14 protein-coding genes are annotated in these 20,231 nt (G+C 44.8%); 8 read left to right on the forward strand and 6 right to left on the reverse strand.

All coding sequences use genetic code 11. From position 1 onward, the window contains the following. Positions 1-11: 11 nt before the first annotated feature. The 3 genes from IFO66_RS15350 to IFO66_RS15360 form a co-directional block, all read right to left on the reverse strand. Positions 12-2,873: a 2-oxoglutarate dehydrogenase E1 component gene (locus IFO66_RS15350; RefSeq protein ID WP_192025999.1), complete on the reverse strand. Its 2,862-nt coding sequence runs from the start codon at positions 2,871-2,873 to the stop codon at positions 12-14. Between the two features lie 438 nt (positions 2,874-3,311). Then, positions 3,312-4,814, reverse strand: a complete 1,503-nt coding sequence (locus IFO66_RS15355; protein WP_192026000.1) for an MDR family MFS transporter — start codon at positions 4,812-4,814, stop codon at positions 3,312-3,314. A gap of 1,387 nt (positions 4,815-6,201) precedes the next feature. Continuing rightward, positions 6,202-6,813 carry a TetR/AcrR family transcriptional regulator gene (locus IFO66_RS15360; protein WP_192026001.1) on the reverse strand — a complete coding sequence of 204 codons (612 nt, stop codon included), beginning with the start codon at positions 6,811-6,813 and terminating at the stop codon, positions 6,202-6,204. A gap of 217 nt (positions 6,814-7,030) precedes the next feature. Here IFO66_RS15360 and IFO66_RS15365 point away from each other — a divergent pair, with 217 nt between their 5' ends. After that, positions 7,031-7,348 carry an MTH1187 family thiamine-binding protein gene (locus IFO66_RS15365; protein ID WP_192026002.1) on the forward strand — a complete coding sequence of 106 codons (318 nt, stop codon included), beginning with the start codon at positions 7,031-7,033 and terminating at the stop codon, positions 7,346-7,348. 313 nt (positions 7,349-7,661) lie between these two features. Beyond that, complete coding sequence (locus IFO66_RS15370) at positions 7,662-8,273, forward strand: acetate uptake transporter (RefSeq protein ID WP_192026003.1); 612 nt, start codon at positions 7,662-7,664, stop codon at positions 8,271-8,273. A 116-nt stretch (positions 8,274-8,389) separates the two neighbouring features. Here IFO66_RS15370 and IFO66_RS15375 read toward each other — a convergent pair whose 3' ends face one another. Next, complete coding sequence (locus tag IFO66_RS15375) at positions 8,390-8,719, reverse strand: winged helix-turn-helix transcriptional regulator (protein ID WP_192026004.1); 330 nt, start codon at positions 8,717-8,719, stop codon at positions 8,390-8,392. A gap of 263 nt (positions 8,720-8,982) precedes the next feature. Between IFO66_RS15375 and zwf the strand changes: the two genes are divergently transcribed. From zwf to IFO66_RS15395, 4 genes are all read left to right on the forward strand, one after another. Then, positions 8,983-10,497, forward strand: a complete 1,515-nt coding sequence (gene zwf, locus IFO66_RS15380; protein WP_192026005.1) for a glucose-6-phosphate dehydrogenase — start codon at positions 8,983-8,985, stop codon at positions 10,495-10,497. 532 nt (positions 10,498-11,029) lie between these two features. Further along, complete coding sequence (gene gnd, locus IFO66_RS15385; RefSeq protein WP_192026006.1) at positions 11,030-11,923, forward strand: phosphogluconate dehydrogenase (NAD(+)-dependent, decarboxylating); 894 nt, start codon at positions 11,030-11,032, stop codon at positions 11,921-11,923. 236 nt (positions 11,924-12,159) lie between these two features. Continuing rightward, a complete protein-coding gene (gene fsa, locus IFO66_RS15390; RefSeq protein WP_192026007.1) occupies positions 12,160-12,810 on the forward strand; it encodes a fructose-6-phosphate aldolase in 651 nt (216 codons plus the stop codon). Between the two features lie 107 nt (positions 12,811-12,917). After that, complete coding sequence (locus IFO66_RS15395) at positions 12,918-14,264, forward strand: glucose-6-phosphate isomerase (RefSeq protein WP_192026008.1); 1,347 nt, start codon at positions 12,918-12,920, stop codon at positions 14,262-14,264. A gap of 1,103 nt (positions 14,265-15,367) precedes the next feature. Here the strand turns inward: IFO66_RS15395 and IFO66_RS15400 are convergent. Then, positions 15,368-16,357 carry a glycoside hydrolase family 130 protein gene (locus IFO66_RS15400; RefSeq protein ID WP_192026009.1) on the reverse strand — a complete coding sequence of 330 codons (990 nt, stop codon included), beginning with the start codon at positions 16,355-16,357 and terminating at the stop codon, positions 15,368-15,370. A gap of 288 nt (positions 16,358-16,645) precedes the next feature. Then, positions 16,646-17,707, reverse strand: coding sequence for a LacI family DNA-binding transcriptional regulator (locus IFO66_RS15405; protein WP_192026010.1), 1,062 nt, complete (start codon positions 17,705-17,707; stop codon positions 16,646-16,648). Between the two features lie 343 nt (positions 17,708-18,050). On the opposite strand from IFO66_RS15405, the gene IFO66_RS15410 reads away from it, so the two are divergent. Both IFO66_RS15410 and IFO66_RS15415 read left to right on the forward strand, forming a co-directional pair. Then, positions 18,051-18,761 (forward strand): response regulator transcription factor, encoded by a 711-nt coding sequence (locus tag IFO66_RS15410; protein WP_192026011.1) that lies wholly within the window; start codon positions 18,051-18,053, stop codon positions 18,759-18,761. Then, the gene (locus IFO66_RS15415; RefSeq protein WP_192026012.1) at positions 18,748-19,833 is read left to right on the forward strand and encodes a sensor histidine kinase; all 1,086 of its coding nucleotides are present in this window, start codon (positions 18,748-18,750) and stop codon (positions 19,831-19,833) included. Before IFO66_RS15410 ends, IFO66_RS15415 begins: the two co-directional genes overlap by 14 nt. The last annotated feature ends 398 nt before the right edge of the window (positions 19,834-20,231 follow it).

Raw genomic sequence — 20,231 nt, forward strand, 5'->3', positions numbered from 1 at the left:
ATTCGGATTATTTATTTCAAGTTTAACGCTTGTTCGATAATGTTACGCTGCTCGTAGCTGTGCACATCTGCATAGCCGCTTGCAGGGCTGGAGCGCTCGGCGCGTCCGTTGTACGTTACTTCTGCACCTTTAGGCATAATTGCGCGAAGGCGTGATTCCATAAATGTCCATGAACCCATGTTGCGAGGCTCTTCTTGTACCCACATGATCTCTTTGAGACCTTTCATACGGCCGATCACTTCAGCGATAGCTTCTGCTGGGAACGGATACAGTTGCTCGACACGGATAATGTGCAGCCAGCTCCAGTCTTTGTCTGGATGGTTATCCAGTTCTGCTTGCAACTCCAAAGTGATCTTGCCGCTGCAGAGAACAAGGCGGTTAACCTTAGCAGGCTTTTGACCTAACAATGGTTCTTCAACGATAGCTTGGAATGAACCGTCAACAAGATCAGCAGCTGGAGAAGCACTGCGCGGGTTACGCAGCAAGCTCTTCGGCGCCATAACAACCAATGGACGTGCTAGACGCGTACCACCGATTACTGCCTGATGGCGAAGCAAATGGTAGTACTGAGCTGCACTCGACAAGTTCGCTACCGTCCAGTTGTTGTCCGCTGACAGCTGCAAGAAGCGCTCCAAACGTGCGCTGGAATGCTCTGGCCCTTGACCTTCGTAGCCATGCGGCAGAAGCATAACCAAGTTGGAATACTGATGCCACTTCGCTTGGCCAGCAGAGATGAACTGATCGATGATGACCTGAGCCGTGTTAGCGAAGTCGCCGTACTGTCCTTCCCAAATAACAAGCGTTTCTGGCGCGAACACATTGTAGCCATATTCGAAGCCAAGTACAGAAGCTTCGGACAATGGGCTGTTATGGATAGCGAAAGATGCTTTTGCTTCTGGCAAGTGGTGCAATGGGCAGTACGTATTGTTGTTCGTATGATCGTGCAGTACAAGATGGCGATGAGCGAACGTTCCACGCTCGGAATCTTGACCGCTAATTCGAATCGGTTGTCCTTCTGCTAGAATCGTAGCGAAAGCAAGTGCCTCTGCGTTAGCCCACTCTACTTTTTCACCTTCATCAAGTGAAGTTGCGCGGCGCTTCAAGATACGCTCAAGCTTCGGATAAGGCTTAAAGTCTTCTGGAGTTTCCAGCAATCCGTTGTTAATCGACTTCAACTGCTCCAATGTAACTGGCGCGCTCTTTGGATTAGGAATATGCGCTCTAGGAAGCTTGTCGATATGGGATTGATACTGGCCCTCAGCCGTATCGCGCATTTGATCATAAGCTTGCTGCAAGACAGCATCTACATCATCTTGCAATTGCTTGATGATTTCGTCCGTTACGACACCTTGAGTCTTTAATTGCTCGGCATATAAATGATAAACGGTCGGGTGAGCATGCACCTTCTCGTATGTTTTTGGTTGTGTTACGGTCGGATCATCCATCTCATTGTGACCATGGCGGCGGTAGCCGATTAGGTCGATAAGGAAGTCCTTCTTAAATGTATCGCGATACTCGAACGCCATGCGTGCTGCAGCGATACAAGCTTCTGGATCATCAGCGTTCACATGAATGATTGGAATCTCATAGCCTTTCGCCAAGTCACTCGCGTACAGCGTAGAACGGGAGTCTTCACTTTCCGTTGTGAAGCCGATGCGGTTGTTGACGATAAAGTGCAACGTTCCTCCATTTTGGTAACCGCGCAGATTATTGAAGTTCAATGTTTCTGCTACGATACCTTCGCCAGGGAATGCTGCGTCTCCGTGCATCAGAATCGCAACGGCTTTCTCTGTATCTTGTACAGGGAAACCAGCGCTGCTTCTGTCTTCCTGTGCTGCACGTGCAAAGCCTTCAACGACAGGGTCTACGAATTCAAGGTGACTCGGGTTGTTCGCCAAGTTGATCGTCGTCTTATGTTCGTTTTCTTCGAAGTCGCGATCGGCACCCAAGTGATATTTTACGTCCCCAGTCCAGCCGTAGTTGATGCCTGTAGAGCCTTCGGAAGGGAACAGATCTTTATTCGGTGAATGATGGAACTCTGAGAAAATAGCGCCGTAAGGCTTGCCCAATACATGAGTAAGCACGTTCAGACGTCCTCGGTGAGCCATACCCATCAAAATATGTTTAGCACCATCGCGCGCGAAGTCGCGTACAAGCTCATCAAGCATAGGTACGAGTGCATCGTTGCCTTCGATGGAGAATCGTTTTTGACCAACAAAAGTCTTATGCAAGAACTTCTCGAAATGCTCAACTTCCATCAAGCGACGAAGGAGTTGAATGCGATCTTCGTTCGACATGACAGGAGGAACTTGTTTGTGTTCTGCTTTGTCGCGAAGCCATTGCTTCTCGTTCACATCATGCACATGTCCAAAGTCGTAAGCAATCGAACGAGTGTAAGACTTCAACAAGTGCTGGATAGCATCCCATGCAGTTTTCACATCAGCAGGATGGTTATTCCATACGATGGAAGCAGGAAGAGCTTGCAGGCCTTCAACCGTTAAACCGTACGCTTCTGGAGAGAAGCGACGAGGGTCTGGTGTAGCATTGATGCCAAGTGGATCGATATTAGCTGCCAAATGACCGTACGTACGAATATGTTCTGCAAGTTTTGCTGCATTGACTGCTTGCATGAGCGCTTCTCCGCTGCTCAATGCATAATGGATTGTAGAAGCAGTGCTGTTAACGGATTGTGATGTGTATTCCTCATTAGCATAAGCAGGTGGTGGACCATACTGCTCAAACCATTCTTGGAATCGTGCATCAACCGCATCCGGGTTGTCTAGGTACTGCTCGTATTGCTCATGAATGTATCCAAGATTGGGACCGAAATATCGCTCCCACGCCCCGTTCTTGTGTGACACCCCAGCCGACATGGATAGGACCTCCTTAATGTTCTCGTACAGGTTGTTGGTGTAGTAGTTTTTTAATCTTAATAATAAGCCAATAAATGCGCTTTCAATAGAGAATACTGGAAACGTCTTCATTATACTAAACAATTGACGGATTGAATAATAAAGAGCATTAAATTTTAGATACAGATTAAAGATGATAATTATATCAATAAGAGATAGATGGCTCTATAGCAAGGGAAAACGCTGATTTTATGCGTTTATTTGGATGGTAGTAAGATCATAGGATGTGCTGTAGAGAGAGTTGAATGCGCAATTGGGAAGGGAAATATATTTTCGAAAAATAAAATCCTATAATTGTGTTTCAGAAAACAACATGCCGCTACACCTTGTTAGGGGGTAGCGGCATGAATGATATGCGTCTCGCCATAGAAGTTTTCCATACGACGAGCATTGTATTGTTTATGCTGATGTAGGTGAATCTGCTTCCTGCTCAAATGACTTTTGTTTACGTGAAGGTAACCCCCACGATAGTGCTACCATACTGAAAGCAACGACAATTAAGATGATGAATATCACGTGAATGCTGCTTGCAAGACTATCTCGCAAGACGGAAATGACAGACTCACTCAGAGACATACTATCTTGTGAAGGCTGAATCATCGTGTTCAGCATTGCAGGTGTGATATCGCCCGCATTGTCTGGGTGGCTACCAATCGTCTGCGCGGTTTGAACATTGAAATAACTGCCGATAAGCGACACACCAATCGTTTGCCCAATATTACGGAACAGCACGTTCGTTCCAACTGAAGTTCCGATCATATCTGGGCTTATCGCAGATTGTACGACAACGGTATGCAGCGTGACGGAAATTCCGAAGCCGATTCCGATAAAGGCTGTTATAACATACAGCCACCAATGGTTGCTGTCTACTTGCATAAAGAGCAAGGCAAGGGCACTCAAAAATAAGAAGAGGCCTCCAATAATGGAAGAGGTGCGCATGCCTCGGTTGATCATTAGTTTTCCACATAGGAAGGCACCGAATGTCCAAGTGATAGACATAGGTGCAAGCGCTAAGCCAGATAGTGTTGCATTAGAGCCAGCTACTCCTTGCATCCATAGCGGAACGTAAACGACGATGCCGATTAGCAACACATGAATAATGAAAGAAAGTACATTTGTTACGGCCACAGCCCGATTACGGAATAGCTGCAAAGGCATGATCGGATCTTTCACTGTTGCTTCAATACGGATAAAGGCAATAATAAACACGATAAATACAGCGAATAGAGCTAATACGCTGATAGAGAGCCATTCTCCTGTTTCGCTGCCAACATGAACGCCGTATAACAAAGCAGTAACGGCAATTGTGAAGGTGATCGCGCCGGCGAAATCGAGCGGCTGCTTGTTCGTGCGTTTTTCTTCTTTTAAATAAATGGCAACGAGTATCATTGCTACTACACCAAATGGGATGTTCATAAAGAAGATCCAGTGCCATGAAATTTGGTCGACCATAAAGCCACCTACGAGTGGTCCAGCAATTCCTGCTGTTCCCCATACGGCACCGATATAGCCGAGAATTTTGGCACGCTGCTCATAGGGATATAGGTCAGCGATAATCGTATTGGTGACGGGGAGGATGGCCCCTGCTCCAAGTCCCTGAATGACGCGGAACCAGATCAACTGCTCCATCGTTTGCGCGAAGCCGCATAAGGTAGAGCCAATAAGAAAGAGAGCAATACCTGTAAGGAAAATAGCTTTGCGGCCCCAAATATCAGACAGCTTTCCGTATATAGGTACGGATACGGAAGAGACTAGCAAGTAGGCAGTAAATACCCAACTCATCATATGGAAGCCTTGCAAGTCGCCTGCAATTTTGGGCATGGCTGTACTGACGATGGTGCCCTCAATTGCCGCTAAGAATGTGGCTACCATGAGGGAGGCCATTATCATTGTGCGATTCATGTTCAAGATTCAATCCTTTCTATTATTTATCCGTGGACGATAGGGAGTAGCTGTGGAGCAGTGTGAGTAGGATGAACATTTGAACAGCTGAACAGCTAAATAGCATACACAGCATAATCAGAATGAACAGTATATAGAGCGCAATCAGCGTACAAAGTATAATCTGAATGAACAGTATACAGAGCGTAATCAGCATGCAAAGTATAAACAGCATCAACAGCATGAACTATGAAGAAGTATACTCTACTGCTCATACAGCTATTTTGATATCGATAACACGGAACAATTCTTGAAAAAGAAAGCAGTAGAGTTAGTGAAATTAATCAGCTCTAGGCTATAGTTGCTTAATTTGAATTAGGCTGATACCAACAATCATACAACTCATACTAACGGACAAATCAGCCTGCCGTGGAAAGCGCTTCATGAAGATTGACGACAAAAATGCAGTTATTTTACCTGTAAATGAGCTTATTTGGATGGTTATTGGACAAAAATGCATTTATTTTTGCTTATTTGTCCATTTAGATGACTAATTGAGAAAAATAGATGCACATTTGTCCATATTTACGGTTAAATGACGTTTTCCGCTTAAAATAACTGCACTTTTGTCCAAAGTATGATTGTTGTTGCACATGCCATTAACTCATGCTATATGCGCATAGTCATGCGCCTATTCTACATGCTCGCGAAAGGCGCACGTGTTATGAACGCATATTACATATTCGCGATAGGCATGTATGTCATGCATGTATGCGCTATGCAACGTATGACGGCAATCACGTGAATGGTTGCGTGAGTCCAACATATAATGCGGATCTACGCTGCCTTCATATCTACCTTTTTTATTGTAATTACCTTGTAAAAGTTGTTGAATAGGCAAACATAATTTTGAGAAATTAAATGGTCACTTCTTTCTGGTATGCCTAAACATTCAATTCCCAGAAGGGACTGATAATAGCGAAATAGACTCGGTTACATTAGGCTAACCTTGGCTAGTCTCGATTAGAGTTAGATGCAGATGCAGTTCTATTATCAATCTATACCAGCCTATTTTGTAATGAAGCAGCACTACCTAATTATTAAGGGGTAATATGTAACTGTCAACATGGTTTTATGTGTAGTTGTAAGATTTTGGTGATGTGTTTTTTTGTGTTGTGCACTTTGAACTATGAACTGTGTACTGTGTGTAAAGGCAAGTGTACGGTAGGGATCGGAATGGAAAAGGTGAGGATAGACTTTTTAGATGAACAGCAAGTTCAATGATATGTTGAACAGCATGCTGAATAGGATGGCTGAATAACGGCCTCTATTATCGCTCTAATAGAATGATACCCTAGTAGAATAATAGAGGCCGCATAGAAGAGGCCATCCAGAACGAGGTGCTATATTATAAGGTTGTGCGTAATGGAGGATGCAGCCTTATCAGCCATTCGAGCGACTGGAATACATGTTGTAGGTGATCGCCATCTTGATACACTTCTGATAGGAATAGGCTGCCCTCAAAAATCGACAGAACAAGTGCTGCTGTTTGCGGAACAGGGAGCGATACATGCAGTTGACCGTTTGTAATTCCTTCTTCGAGCAACTGCTCGAGGTACTGCTGATGTCGACGGAAGAATTGATCGATCCGTTCACGAACTGCCGGCACTTCGCGCGAGGTTTGCGCAAATAATGTCAGGAACGTACCGCCTACGCGGCAATCTTGTTGATAGGGATCATACGCGATGAGCCGCAGCAGAAACTCTATTCTTGTAATAACCTCTACATGCTGTTGAGATCTGATTAGTGCGGAGCGTGCATCGTAATAAGCTACCGCATCATCGACGATCTCCAGCAGTATCGCCTCTTTACTTGCGAAATGATAATAAATGTTCGTTTTGGATACTTTACTGATTGCGACGATGTCATCCATACTAGTGGAATGATAGCCTGCTTTGAGAAATAGTTCAGCCGCAACTCGGAGTACGATATCCCGATTCGATGATTTTCTTTTCTTCATCAAATACCTGCAGGAGATTCCTGCTTCTCCTTTCTGGTCTTACGTAAGTCTTTCCGTACTCGTATGTAGGTTAATCTAGACACTGGTAATGTAAGGGAGTTAAGGGTGTTTTGTCAATATTTAGCGGGATAAGTAAATGGTGATGACATGATGTAGGCTCCCTCGTTTATATTACGAATAACTTCATATAATCGTTACATATTGGAGGATGAAAATTATGGCTATTGCTGAAGTGACGATAATTCCTATTGGCACAGCAACAACAAGCTTGAGTCACTATGTCGCACATATGCAGCGTGTGCTGGCTCAACAGGAGGGAATAAGTTACGAATTAACTTCGATGAGCACAATTATTGAAGGACCTCTTGCGCGTGTATTAGAGGTCATTCATGTGCTGCATGAATCGACGTTCGAAGCGGGAGCAGCTAGAGTGTCTACGAGCATCAAGATCGATGATCGACGTGATCGCGAAGCATCATCTCAACAGAAGCTTCAATCTGTGCAAGCGAAGTTGTCGCAATCCATCGATAATTAATTGAGCGAATTTCAGTGGTATCCCTGTTGTGCCTATTCAGCAGATGCAACGAGAACAACGAAGACGACGTAAAAAACGTAACAAATGTATCTAATTTAACGAGCATTTCAAGCACCTTTCCTTTGCTGTCTCCGCTTATGGAGCAGCGTGAATAGAAAGGTGTTTTTTGCACATATTTTAAAAAGAAGTGAAATGTAAATTGTTACAAGCATATTTGATATATTCACCAGTTGTGCAGTGTGATAGAATATCTTTTGGTGTTTTTTTCGGAGTATATAAATAGATAAACAAATGGATAGGGGTATTATCGAAAATGCAGACAGAGCAAAAAGTAAAAATTACGACGGCAGATCCAAGTGCTATCGGCTTGTTCGGCTTGGCAATCGTTACACTCGTTGCTTCTTCACAGAAGCTCGGATGGACAGAAGGGACTTCGCTTATCATTCCATGGGCAATCTTCTTGGGTGCATTTGCACAGTTGTTCGCATGTATTCACGATGCTAAAAAGAACAACACGTTTGGTACGACTGCTTTTGGTGCTTATGCGTTCTTCTGGCTTGGGGTATCGATGACATGGATGATCCAACATGGTATGTTCGGTGAGTCTATGGCACAAGCGGCTGATACGCATCAGCTTGGTATGGCATTCGTTGGTTATTTGATCTTTACGATCTTCATGACAATTGGCGCTATGGAAACACATAAAGTGTTGTTCTTTATTTTCGTGCTAATTGACTTCTTGTTCATTGGTCTTTCCCTTGATGCATTTGGCATCATGACGCCATTCTCGCATACGCTTGCGGCTGTATCCGAGTTGTTGATCGCATTGCTCAGCTTCTACGGTTCTGCGGCAGCAGTATTGAATACACACTTTGGCCGTATATTCTTGCCAGTCGGTAAGCCGTTCGGTATTTTCAAAAAATAAGTTTGATATGAATAAAGGCGTTCCTTGCTGCTTGCTGCAGAGGGAACGCCTTTTTCGTATGTGTTGGTAGTTGTGGTTGGTTGTTAGATGGTTGCAATGATGTGTGGTAGAAAGGCTTATAGCCACTTTTTTGCCCATTGTTCTACTGGTATAAGCGCCTTTCCCAATTCCGTTCCTTTGATCGTCAGTGAATATTCGGTACGGATCGGTCGGGTAGGAATGACGTTCCGATTAATAATGCCGCAGTCTTCTAGCTCCTTGATGCGTTCATTTAGTACGCGCTTGCTGAGGTCAGGAATGTAGGCGTGAATCTCGCTGAATCGTTTAGGTCCATCCAGAAGCGTATGAATAATTAACCCAATCCACTTCTTGCCGATTAGCTGATACGAGTATTCAATCTTGTCACATAAAGGGCAATCTTCTTTTCTCTTTTTTTCCTCATCCATTTCTAAACTCCTCCTTCATCTAGTTATTAATAGTAATCAGGTTATCTGTATTTATGATTTGTAAATTTAGCATACTTTATCACAGAAAACGCTAACAAGAAAGAGAAAGTTCTAACGTTCACATTTTGGACAAATAAGGGTTGACGGATGACTTTAAGAGGAGTATTATGATCTCGTAAAGTAAATAGGTTATAAAAAGTAACTAACATCATAAATATAAACCAGTTAATGTAAGGTTGTTCGCATATAAGGAGGAGAAAGAGATGGAACCAGCAACTTTTGTCCTGTTCGGGTCGACAGGCGACTTGGCGAAGCGAAAAATATTTCCCGCTCTATTTAACCTTTATATAGATGGGAAGATGCCGTCCGCATTCTCCATTATCGGTATGGGGAGAAAGCATATCGAGCATACGGAATTTCAACAAACGGTACGTCAGTCTCTAGAGACATTTTCTCGTCGTGAGCCAAGTGCTACGAAGAAGCTTGATTCTTTTTTGCAGGCGATACGCTATCAGGCATTAGATGTAACACGACCGGAAGATTATAAGAAGCTGCATGAGGTCGTGACAGCAAGAGAAGCTGAGTTGAATCTTCCGCAGAATCGCATGTTCTATCTTTCGGTTGCCCCTGAATATTTTGACACGATTGCTCAGAATATTAAGCTTAGCGGTCTTGGGGATACAGCCGGTTGGAAGCGGCTCGTTATTGAGAAGCCATTCGGTCATGACCTCGCATCTGCTCGTGACTTGAATGCACGACTTAGTAAGGCATTTGCGGAAGATGAAGTGTTCCGTATTGACCATTACCTAGGTAAGACGATGGTTCAGAACCTTGAAGTGTTGGAAATCTCCAATCCAGTTCTGCATGCACTGTGGAATAATCGCTACATTAATAATGTGCAGATTACAGCAAGTGAAACGGTAGGACTAGAGGGCAGAGCAGATTACTATGATCAAGCAGGAGCTATCCGTGATATGTTCCAGAATCATATGTTACAGCTGCTTATGATGATCGCGATGCATTTGCCTAAAGGAAGCAATGCAGAAGATATTCGCAATCGTAAGAAAAGAGTATTGGAAGCTCTTCGTCCTCTTCATAAAGAAGAAGTAGCTGCATCTGTTGTGCGTGGTCAATATGAAGTGGGTACCGTGAATGACAAGCCTGTTGTTAGCTATATCGATGAGCCGGGCATTGATTCTTCTTCGCAAAATGATACGTTCATCGCAGCACGTCTATGGATCGATGACACGTTCTGGAGTGAAGTACCGTTCTATATTCGCACAGGTAAGCGGATGAAAGAGAAATCGACTCGAATTGTGATCGAGTTCAAGGACCCGATGAACAAATATTATACGCAAGATCCATCTGAGCCAGAACGTCCGAATCTGTTGGTCATTGAGATTAGTCCTAATGAACGAATTACGCTCCAGTTAAATAGCAAAGACGTAGCAAAAGGCGAAGGCATAGAGCCGATTCAAATCGACTACAAAGTTGCCAAAGAGATGCCGGAAGCGTATGAGAATTTGATCTATGATGCTTTCCGTGGTGATGCTTCTTTCTTCGCGCATTGGGATGAAGTGGAGTTGTCTTGGAAGTTTGTACAGCCTATTCTTGAAGCTTTCGAAGAGAATCTCGTTCCATTGTACAAATATAAGTCTGGTTCTTACGGTCCTGCTGCTTCTGAGGGACTTGTTGGGCAGGACGGTAACACATGGTGGTTGGATTCCGAAGTAAAGCCCGCTATCAATAGCAAAAAGAACGAGCCTGTAATGGCCTGATTGAACACAAGTTCGCACCTTTTACCGCAAGAAGGCAAGAACCCTATATAAAAGAAGTGACTGAAGCTATGGCGTATAGGGGTAGTTCAGTTGAGTGTCCTGGATGGAAAACAAGGCAAGTCATAGCCATAGGAAGCATAGCAACAATTGCGTAACGGTTGCCACAGAGGCTATTTCGTGGAGATGGCTCGATTTTGAAATGTAACGGGCGTCAATGAGCTTAATTGTCTGAGTGAACGATATCATTCGCCAATATTGCTAAAATAAGCTCGACTACAACCGTTACAAATCTGAAATGGGCAATTTTACGAAAATAAAGTCCATGGCGTTCGTTAGTGGCATTGCAAAGGTATGCCACAACGTCCCGCAGTCTGAAATTACTTTTTCAAAGGTTGTAAACGTGGCTGTGTATGTAATGGTTAAATAAACAGGCTTGAACAAAGTTTGGAACATTAGCGTTAATGCTATTTGTAATATATAGAAGCTATTTTACATCTTTCAAATATAAAGAAAATTGGTGGAGGGAAACAGCATGAAAGTAGGATTAGTTGGATTAGGAAAAATGGGACTTAATCTTGGTCAGAACTTGCTCGATCATAAGCATGAGGTTGTAGCATTCGACCTTAATAAGCAAGCGGTAGAAGAAATGAAGTCTTTTGGTGCCGAGGGTGCTTATACCCTGGAGGAACTGGTACAGGCGATGGAAGCGCCGAGAGTATTGTGGATCATGGTGCCTCATGGTGTGGTTGACTCGGTCATCGATCAGTTGACACCTTTGCTGTCCACAGGCGATATCATCATCGAAGCTGGTAACTCTCACTTTAAAGAATCGATTCGTCGTTACGAGCTGCTGAAAGAGAAAGGCATTCGCTTCATGGATGTCGGCACGTCCGGCGGTATGGAGGGCGCTCGCAACGGAGCTAGCTACATGATTGGTGGAGACGAAGATGCATGGCAGCACGTGGAGCCTATTTTCCGTGACACAGCGGTAGAGAACGGTTATCTCTATGGCGGACGAGCTGGCAGCGGCCACTTCTTGAAAATGGTGCACAACGGTATCGAGTACGGCATGATGGCTGCGATCGGTGAAGGCTTTGAAGTATTAGAGAAGAGTGACTTCAACTTCGATTATGAAAAAGTAGCGCGAGTGTGGAACAACGGCTCTGTTATTCGTTCATGGCTAATGGAGCTTACGGAGCGTGCATTTTCCAAAGATGCGAAGCTGGATGAAATCAAAGGCGTTATGCATTCTTCCGGCGAAGGCAAATGGACGGTTGAGACAGCGCTTGATCTTCAAGCTTCGACACCGGTTATTGCGATGTCATTGCTGATGCGTTATCGCTCGCTAGATCAAGATACGTTTAACGGCAAAGTAGTTGCAGCGCTTCGTAATGAGTTCGGCGGACATGCTGTAGAGAAGAAGTAATTAGCTTCAAAAGTGGGGAAGATCGTTTAAGAGACGGTATAACACATTTAATAAGTACTGAATAACCACTGAGTACAACATGGAGTAGCACGTTAAATAACACGATGAGATTCTATTTGGCACGAAAGTACACCAACATTGTTGTAGCGATATAACATTTTGCTAGTTGATAGGTAACACGAACGCTTTTCTTTTCCAAAACACTTTACGGACATGAAAACAGGGAGGGTATTATCATGAAGTTTTTCTTGGATACAGGCAACATGGAGGAAATCACACGCATCAATCGTCTTGGTCTTGTTGACGGTGTAACAACGAATCCGTCTATTATCGCGAAGGAAAAACGTCCTTTTAAGGATATTATTCAAGATATAGCTCGTACTGTACCTGGGCCGATTAGTGCGGAAGTTATCGGTACATCAACCAGAGAGATGATCAAAGAAGGTCGTGAAATTGCGACTTGGGCTCCCAATATCGTCGTTAAGCTTCCCTTAACAGAGAGTGGATTAGAGGCAACGTATCAACTTTCTCAAGAAGGTATCAAGACGAATGTGACGCTCGTATTCTCAGCTGCACAAGGCTTGATGGCTGCGAAGGCAGGGGCAACTTACATTAGCCCCTTCGTAGGTCGGTTGGATGATATCGGCGTTGATGGGATGAAACTCGTTCGTGATTTGAAGACCATTTTAAACGAGTACAACTTCTCTACCGAAATTATTGCTGCCAGCATTCGCAGTATTGAGCATGTGGAACAAGCGGCGCTTGCTGGCGCTCATATTGCAACGATTCCGGGTTCGCTATTGCCTTCGTTGTGGAAGCATCCGTTAACGGATATTGGTCTGGAGCGCTTCTTGAAAGACTGGGCTTCTGTACCGCAAACGAAGTAATAGGTGTGACGTTAAGTGTGGCGCTGACTAGAGGTGCTGCACTTCGTTGACAATCATGTTGGCAATCATATTGGTAATCATATAATGATTTGGGGGAGAGACTAACGATGGCTATTTCATTTGACTATTCGCAAGCACTGCCTTTTATGGAGGCTAGTGAAGTTGATTATATGAGCGAGTTTGTGCGAACGGCGCACAACTTGCTGCATGAGAAGAAGAGCCCTGGTTCTGATTATTTGGGCTGGATTGATCTGCCGCGTGAATATGACCGTGAAGAATTCGCTCGCATTAAGCAAGCAGCAGCTTCCATTCGCGAACATTCCGATGCGTTTGTCGTTATCGGGATTGGCGGCTCTTATTTGGGAGCACGGGCAGCAATCGATTCCTTGTCGCATACGTTCCACAATGAGATGGCAGGCAATACGCGTATTTATTATGTCGGACATCATTTGAGCTCGGATTATGTGTCTGACCTGTTGGAACTGCTTGAAGGCAAGGATATTTCCGTAAACGTTATTTCCAAGTCAGGAACGACGACGGAGCCTGCTGTTGCCTTCCGCTTGTTCCGTGACTATATGGAGCGCAAGTACGGGAAAGATGGCGCGCGCAAGCGTATTTTTGCAACGACAGATAAGGCGCAAGGAGCTTTGCGCAAGCTGGCTGATGAAGAAGGCTATGAGACGTTCATCATTCCTGATGATGTCGGTGGAAGGTTCTCGGTGCTAACACCGGTAGGGCTGCTACCCATCGCAGTAGCGGGTATCGACATTGACCAGATGATGTTGGGCGCGGCATCTGCAGCAGAGCGATTCAGCAATCCTGACCTAGCGAGCAATCCAAGCTATCAATATGCGGCAGTGCGCAATGCGTTATATCGCAAAGGCAAATCGATTGAGTTGCTTGTGAACTATGAACCAGGTTTGCACACCGTGTCAGAATGGTGGAAGCAGCTATTCGGTGAAAGTGAAGGCAAGCATCAAAAAGGATTGTTCCCAGCATCGGTCGACTTTACGACTGACCTGCATTCAATGGGACAATATGTGCAGGAAGGTCGCCGTGATCTAATCGAGACGGTGCTGCAAGTAAGCAAGCCGCGTCGTGAGATTACGATTGAGCGTGATCCTGCGAACCTCGATGGCTTGAACTTCCTATCCGGCATGACGATGAATGAAGTGAATCGCCGTGCCTTCCAAGGCACCCTGCTTGCGCACGTAGACGGCAACGTGCCGAACTTGGTCGTTACGCTGGATGAGTTGAATCCTTACACATTTGGTGAGATGGTGTATTTCTTCGAGAAGGCAGTAGCGATTAGCGGACTTCTGCTCGGAGTTAATCCATTCGATCAGCCGGGTGTAGAGGCGTATAAGAAGAACATGTTTGCTCTGCTTGGCAAGCCGGGCTATGAGGAAGAACAAGCGATTCTTCTGAAGCGTTTGGAAGGTACAAACGTTTAAGCAGGAGAGTGAGTGTGAGTATTTGTAATTCTCTGCGTATTGGTATCACAAAGTATGAATTGTTACAGACAACAATCACACTTATGGAGTCTCTGTCCTGTCGCACTTTTTGCATCTCTGGTACCTACAGCCATAGTTAGCGTTAGTGGAGACAGGTAAGACAGGGTCAGTTCTTAAACAAGCACATATAACCCCCCTTATTATTCACAGCTGAGGCAATGGCTAGCCGACGAGCTTGATAATGAGGGGGTTTTCAAGGTTGCTGATTGTGGAGGTTGTTATTTACTTCAGGCTTGAGCTACCCCATGACCCCTGTGAGGCCGAGGCAAAGCGGTGGTAAAGTTTGAGACTCCACTTTCTGCTTCCGGCATCCGGCATCCTGTTCCCTGCTGCCTCTAACGATCGCAATTGACGTTATTTTCAAAAAAACGGCCATATTGAAAAGCTAACGGTCGTGGTAGCGCTTATTGTGGTGACATCGATGAATGATAGCGATAAACCTGGTAAATAAGCTCGCTGACACTCGTTACATTTTTAAAACAAGCAAATATGGAGAAATAGCCGCTGTGGCAACCGTTAGGTTCATTAGCGTGTGAGGAACGGGGAGGTATCATTTTCAAAATCATAAAAATCCCCCTGCATCGAGGGCACGAATACAGGGGGTGGGGTTACAAAGAAAGCGCGAACATGGTTCGTGAATTCTTTGTGATACATAATATAAAGATAACATGTGCGTTATCGATAAACAAACCCATTACCTAACATTTAAGTAAAAAAGAAAGAAAACAGCGGCGGTAAGCGATTTCTATGTCAATGTGCATAGCATGGTGCTCATCGTCGCTGTCTTTTCTCTGCTGCTATCGTCATGCACGATCGCATCTTATTGGCTTGGTAACTATCGCATTTAATTCGTTACAAGCGCAATTAATGAGCTATTTGTACAACTACTTAGTTACAAGCGTAGCTAGTGGACTACTTGTACAACTACTTCGTTACAAGCGTAGCTAGTGGACTACTTGTGCAACTATTTCGTTATAAGTGCGGCTAATGAGCTGCTAATGCATCTATTTCTTACTAGTCTAATTATTTCCTTACTAGTGTAACTATTCTACGCGAGAGTTATTCTTCACGAATTCAATAATTTCATCGACATAACCGAAAGCAACTGCCGTTACCGTATCAGCAGCACCGTAGTAGATTGCAATACGGCCTGTTTCCGCATCCACCAGTGATGCGCAAGGGAACGCAACGTTTGGTACGTCGCCTACACATTCATACAGTGTAGATGGCTGAAGCAAATACGGCTCACTGCGGTACAGCACTTTCCATGGTTGCTCTAGGTCGAGCAATGCTGCGCCGAATGCATAGACGAAGCCATTGCAGGAGTTAAGCACGCCATGGTAGATCATTAACCAGCCTTCGCTAGTCTCGATCGGGATTGGGCCTGCGCCGACTTTTTTGCTCTGCCAGCCACCCATTGGTGCCATAACGTGACGGTGACGGCCCCAGAATTCCATATCAGGGCTTTCGCTGTAGAAAATATCCCCGAATGGTGTATGTCCTGTATCAGATGGACGGCTCAACATCGCATAGTTGCCGTTAATTTTGCGTGGGAACATAACCCCGTTGCGGTTGTATGGCAAGAATGCATTTTCCATCTGGTGGAACGTCTTGAAGTCATGTGTATAAGCTGTACCGATCGTTGGACCGTGGTAAAGGTTACACCATGTTACAACGAAACGATCTTCAATCCAGCATACGCGTGGATCATAACCTTCGACGAAGTTACCGATCTCAGGATCGTCGCACTCGAACGTAATCGGCTCAGGATTGATCTCCCAGCTAAGTCCGTCTTTACTGAACCCTGCGTGCAAACGCATGTAACGGTTGCGATCATCGCAGCGGAATACGCCAGCGAAGCCATCTTCGTATGGTACAACTGCACTGTTGAAAATACTATTCGAGTTCGGCAGCAAGTCACGAGGAATGACTGGATTTTGGCTGTAGCGCCACAATACGTCCTTATGTCCTTCTGGACGTTCTTCCCATGGAATGTTAGGCATGCTAGGACCGATAATGTTCACTTTGCTCATGAAGAATACCTCGCTTTAGATGAAGGTTATACGCTTGAGTGATTCAAAGCGTGTTAAGTTACATACATGCAAATTCGTTAAGTTTACATTTGTCAACTTACTGGATAGTGTTCTTGGTCAAATAGAGTAGAGAGCGTGTTGTTGTCGTGTTTGTACTCACCAAGATGCTTTATTCGTCCATTTCTGACAGCGTTTTCTTTTACAACTAAAATGTAAAATAAAATGCACACTATGTCAACGAATAGTGTGCAAAAATAAGGTGTAATTTGTATAGTTTTTATGTACGAATTAAAGTTTGTTGATATTGCATACTTGAGCGGCCAGTCGAATGAGCTCATAAGGGCGTTCAGGATAACGCATGCGCCACATTAATTGCTCAGCCGCACGCATGCCCATTTCGTACATGGGAACGATGACGGTAGGCAGGGTTGGGTGGATTAATGATATTTCTGCAATATGATCGAATCCAGTCAACATGATTTCCTCTGGTACATCACGGTTCTCTTGGCGGAGCAAATGCAGCATTGTTAACGCAATCTCGTCATTGACGCACACAAAGGCAGTTGGGCGTTCCTTCATGGCTGCTAAGGCTTGCCGAAGGGAATGCTCATTATACTGATGCATAGGATCATGGCTCGTAACCCCATACTTCTCTTCTATGAGTAGATGATGGTCCTGCATGGCGCGCTTAAATCCAAGCCAGCGTTCTTGGAAGCTGAGGCATGAACCGATATCCCCTACAAATCCAAGCTTACGATGTCCTTGGGCGATTAATGCAGACGTGATGCGATAGACACTATCTTCATTGTTTACAAGCATCACATCTGTGCACAGCTCATTCATGGAGAAGCCGGCATACGTATCGACGAATAAGGCAGGTATATCGCTTTGCGCAATGAGCTGGTAGTATTCTTTTAAAAATGGCCCGATCATGACGATGCCAGCCGACTGCTGTTCAGCAATAATGTCAGGCAGTTGGAGCGCTTGCTCATCCTCCCTATCGACGAGTGTCATGGTGACCATATAGCGGTGTTCTTTTAGTGCTGCGTTCATGCCTTTCAGGAACTGCGACCAATAAGAGTTATTTACATAATCCGAATGGGATAGTAATGAAATAATGCGGTTACCTGTAGCAGAAGCTCGTTCGGGCTGCATCGCGGCTGTATGTGCTTGCAGTTGTTCTAATATATCGGGAGGTAGCTTCGTATAGCCCATATCTACTGCTTGTTGAATGATGCGTAGACGGGTATCCTCGCGCAAGCCTGGCTCGTTGTTTAGTGCTTTCGATACGGTATTGCGCGATAACTTCATCGCATCGGCAACCTGTTGTTGGGTAATCTTTCGGGTCATATCGAATCTCTCCTGTATGTTCTATCCCTAGTTAGCGTTACAATTCACAAGTATATGATAACTTGACAATATTGACAAATGTAAAGTTTGCGAAAAGATGATGATTTTCTGAAGTTAGGATCATCTGCCGAACAAGGGATTTATCCTATGCTACACTGTATTAGGTGATGAAATGGAATCGTAAGAGCCTACCTTTTCTAAATAAGGAGAAGGGTAGCGGCGGTTTGTCCAATCAGGTATGAGTCATAGATTACGTAAGACGTACGTACTGAGTAAGTCAGATTAGATAAAATGATAGATTAGCGGGTTGAACCATAGAGAAGAGAAGGGATGAATTTCGGGCATGACAACTATTCTAGTCGTAGATGATGACCGCGAGATAGCCAACTTGATACGGATTTATGTAACGAATGAAGGATATGACTGCCTTATGGCACATGACGGAGAAGAGGCGATCCAGCAGTTGGAGAAACATGATGTCAATTTAGTCGTTCTTGATGTCATGATGCCGAAGTTGGATGGTCTAACGGCTTGTCGCATCATACGTGAGCAGCATGCTTTGCCGATCCTGATGCTGAGTGCGAAGACGGAAGATATGGACAAGATTATGGGGTTAATGACAGGGGCGGACGATTATATGACGAAGCCGTTTAACCCTTTGGAGCTTATGGCTCGCATCAAGTCGCTGCTTCGTCGTTCGTACCAGCTGAATCAGCGATTGCAGGTCAGAGGTTCTGGTACGGCGATGACCGCACAGCATGTAATCAGACTCGGCGCGTTGGAGATCGATAAGGAGCAGCATCGCGTCAATGTGGATGGTCAGCCGATTCATCTGACATCCATTGAGTTTGATATTTTGTATACGATGGCCAAGCATCAGGGGCGTGTCTTTCGGGCAGAAGATATTTATGAATTGGTCTGGAATGAGCCATTCCAAGGGGCGCATAACACCGTGGCGGCCCATATTAGCAAGCTGCGGGATAAGCTGAAGCGCAGCGGGCATTCCTGTATTCAGACGGTGTGGGGAGTGGGGTACAAGATTGAATTGGACTAAACAATTGACCTGGAAGCTGCTTATTAATGTGTTTCTTAGTATTTTGCTAGCTGTAGTGACTGTTTTTGCTCTGATACTGCTGTGCGTATTTCTGGTTGAAATGTTTGGGTTTGCACGGGATATTTTCGGGGCAATAGAGGAAATTTTCCCGCCAGAGTTGATTATTATTGTTGTAGGCTTATTCTCGTTCTTCTTGTATTATTATTTGCTAATGCGATTAACCGTTAAGCGTATTAACCAAGTTGTTACGACGGTTCAGGCGATTGCGGACGGAAATTTGGAACAGCGAATTAAAGTCCATTCTGAAGTGGATGAGCTGGGTAAGTTGGAGCAAAATTTAAACGAGATGGCGCATAAATTGCAATACTCTATTGAAGAAGAGCGACGGGCGGAGCGAACGAAGTCTGAGTTAATAACAAACGTTTCTCATGATTTGCGTACGCCGCTCACCTCGATCCTTGGTTATTTGCGTCTCGTGGAGGAAGACAGGTACCGCGATGAAATTGAACTGCGTCATTATATTCGTATCGCTTATGAAAAGTCTGAAAGTCTGCATCTGATGATCGAGGACTTGTTCGAATATTCGCGCATGAGCGGTGGAATGACTCTGCATACGCAGCGTGTAAATGTAGCCGAGCTAGTCAGCCAACTGTTCGTACATTATCAGGTGCCGGTAGAGGAATGTGGGATGACCTTGCGAATGCGCAATGCACAGCGCCCGGCTTATGTGAATGCCGATACGTTGAAGCTGGTCCGTGTATTCGAGAACTTGCTGTCCAATGGTATGAAGTATGGAAGAGATGGACAGTTCATCGATATGGTCGTTCATTCTGATCCTGTGGAAGCTAGAGTAGAAATTATTAATTATGGAGAGCAAATTCCGCAGGCAGATCTGCCGCATGTATTCGAACGCTTCTATCGGGTGGATAAGTCGCGGACGGGGGATAGGCGCGGGTCAGGTCTTGGTCTCGCGATCTCTAGCACAATTATTGAACTGCACGGCGGTCGTATTTGGGCAGAGAGTGATGCGACGGCAACTCGCTTTATTGTTACCCTGCCGCGTGTTCCGTAGGTGGTTCACGGTGGGTTGGAGTAGGTGATCTTGAATGTTAAAAGTAGAGAAATCCGTTCCGCATGTAGGTTGGGGTGTGAAGGCGCAGCGGTGGTGTCTTAAGTTGTAATTTGTTTAACGAAATGCAATGCCCCTGATCCTGCCATCAGTACACTCTTCAGCAGGAGTGGTGGTGATATGGGGGCTTTATTGCTTGTCATATAGGATGCATAAGGCCCGAATAATGGTGTGATCATCGCAATTCGTGCAAAAGTGCATCTTTTTAATGCCCTTGGAGTTGAGTCCGTATAATTGTGTAAAATGGTGAACAAAAAAAGAGCCATGAAATAGAGCCTCGTCTAGAATGAAGTTATGCAGACCCATTCAGAGGAGGTACTATTTATGACTCAATATCATAT

Source organism: Paenibacillus arenosi, from assembly GCF_014841135.1.
Classification (GTDB): domain Bacteria; phylum Bacillota; class Bacilli; order Paenibacillales; family Paenibacillaceae; genus Paenibacillus_B; species Paenibacillus_B arenosi.

Bases quoted from the DNA above. Each gene is read 5' to 3' on its own strand.
- IFO66_RS15350 (WP_192025999.1), bottom strand. From the start codon at position 2,873: ATGTCGGCTGGGGTGTCACACAAGAACGGGGCGTGGGAGCGATATTTC.
- IFO66_RS15355 (WP_192026000.1), bottom strand. From the start codon at position 4,814: ATGAATCGCACAATGATAATGGCCTCCCTCATGGTAGCCACATTCTTA.
- IFO66_RS15360 (WP_192026001.1), bottom strand. From the start codon at position 6,813: ATGAAGAAAAGAAAATCATCGAATCGGGATATCGTACTCCGAGTTGCG.
- IFO66_RS15365 (WP_192026002.1), top strand. From the start codon at position 7,031: ATGGCTATTGCTGAAGTGACGATAATTCCTATTGGCACAGCAACAACA.
- IFO66_RS15370 (WP_192026003.1), top strand. From the start codon at position 7,662: ATGCAGACAGAGCAAAAAGTAAAAATTACGACGGCAGATCCAAGTGCT.
- IFO66_RS15375 (WP_192026004.1), bottom strand. From the start codon at position 8,719: ATGGATGAGGAAAAAAAGAGAAAAGAAGATTGCCCTTTATGTGACAAG.
- zwf (WP_192026005.1), top strand. From the start codon at position 8,983: ATGGAACCAGCAACTTTTGTCCTGTTCGGGTCGACAGGCGACTTGGCG.
- gnd (WP_192026006.1), top strand. From the start codon at position 11,030: ATGAAAGTAGGATTAGTTGGATTAGGAAAAATGGGACTTAATCTTGGT.
- fsa (WP_192026007.1), top strand. From the start codon at position 12,160: ATGAAGTTTTTCTTGGATACAGGCAACATGGAGGAAATCACACGCATC.
- IFO66_RS15395 (WP_192026008.1), top strand. From the start codon at position 12,918: ATGGCTATTTCATTTGACTATTCGCAAGCACTGCCTTTTATGGAGGCT.
- IFO66_RS15400 (WP_192026009.1), bottom strand. From the start codon at position 16,357: ATGAGCAAAGTGAACATTATCGGTCCTAGCATGCCTAACATTCCATGG.
- IFO66_RS15405 (WP_192026010.1), bottom strand. From the start codon at position 17,707: ATGACCCGAAAGATTACCCAACAACAGGTTGCCGATGCGATGAAGTTA.
- IFO66_RS15410 (WP_192026011.1), top strand. From the start codon at position 18,051: ATGACAACTATTCTAGTCGTAGATGATGACCGCGAGATAGCCAACTTG.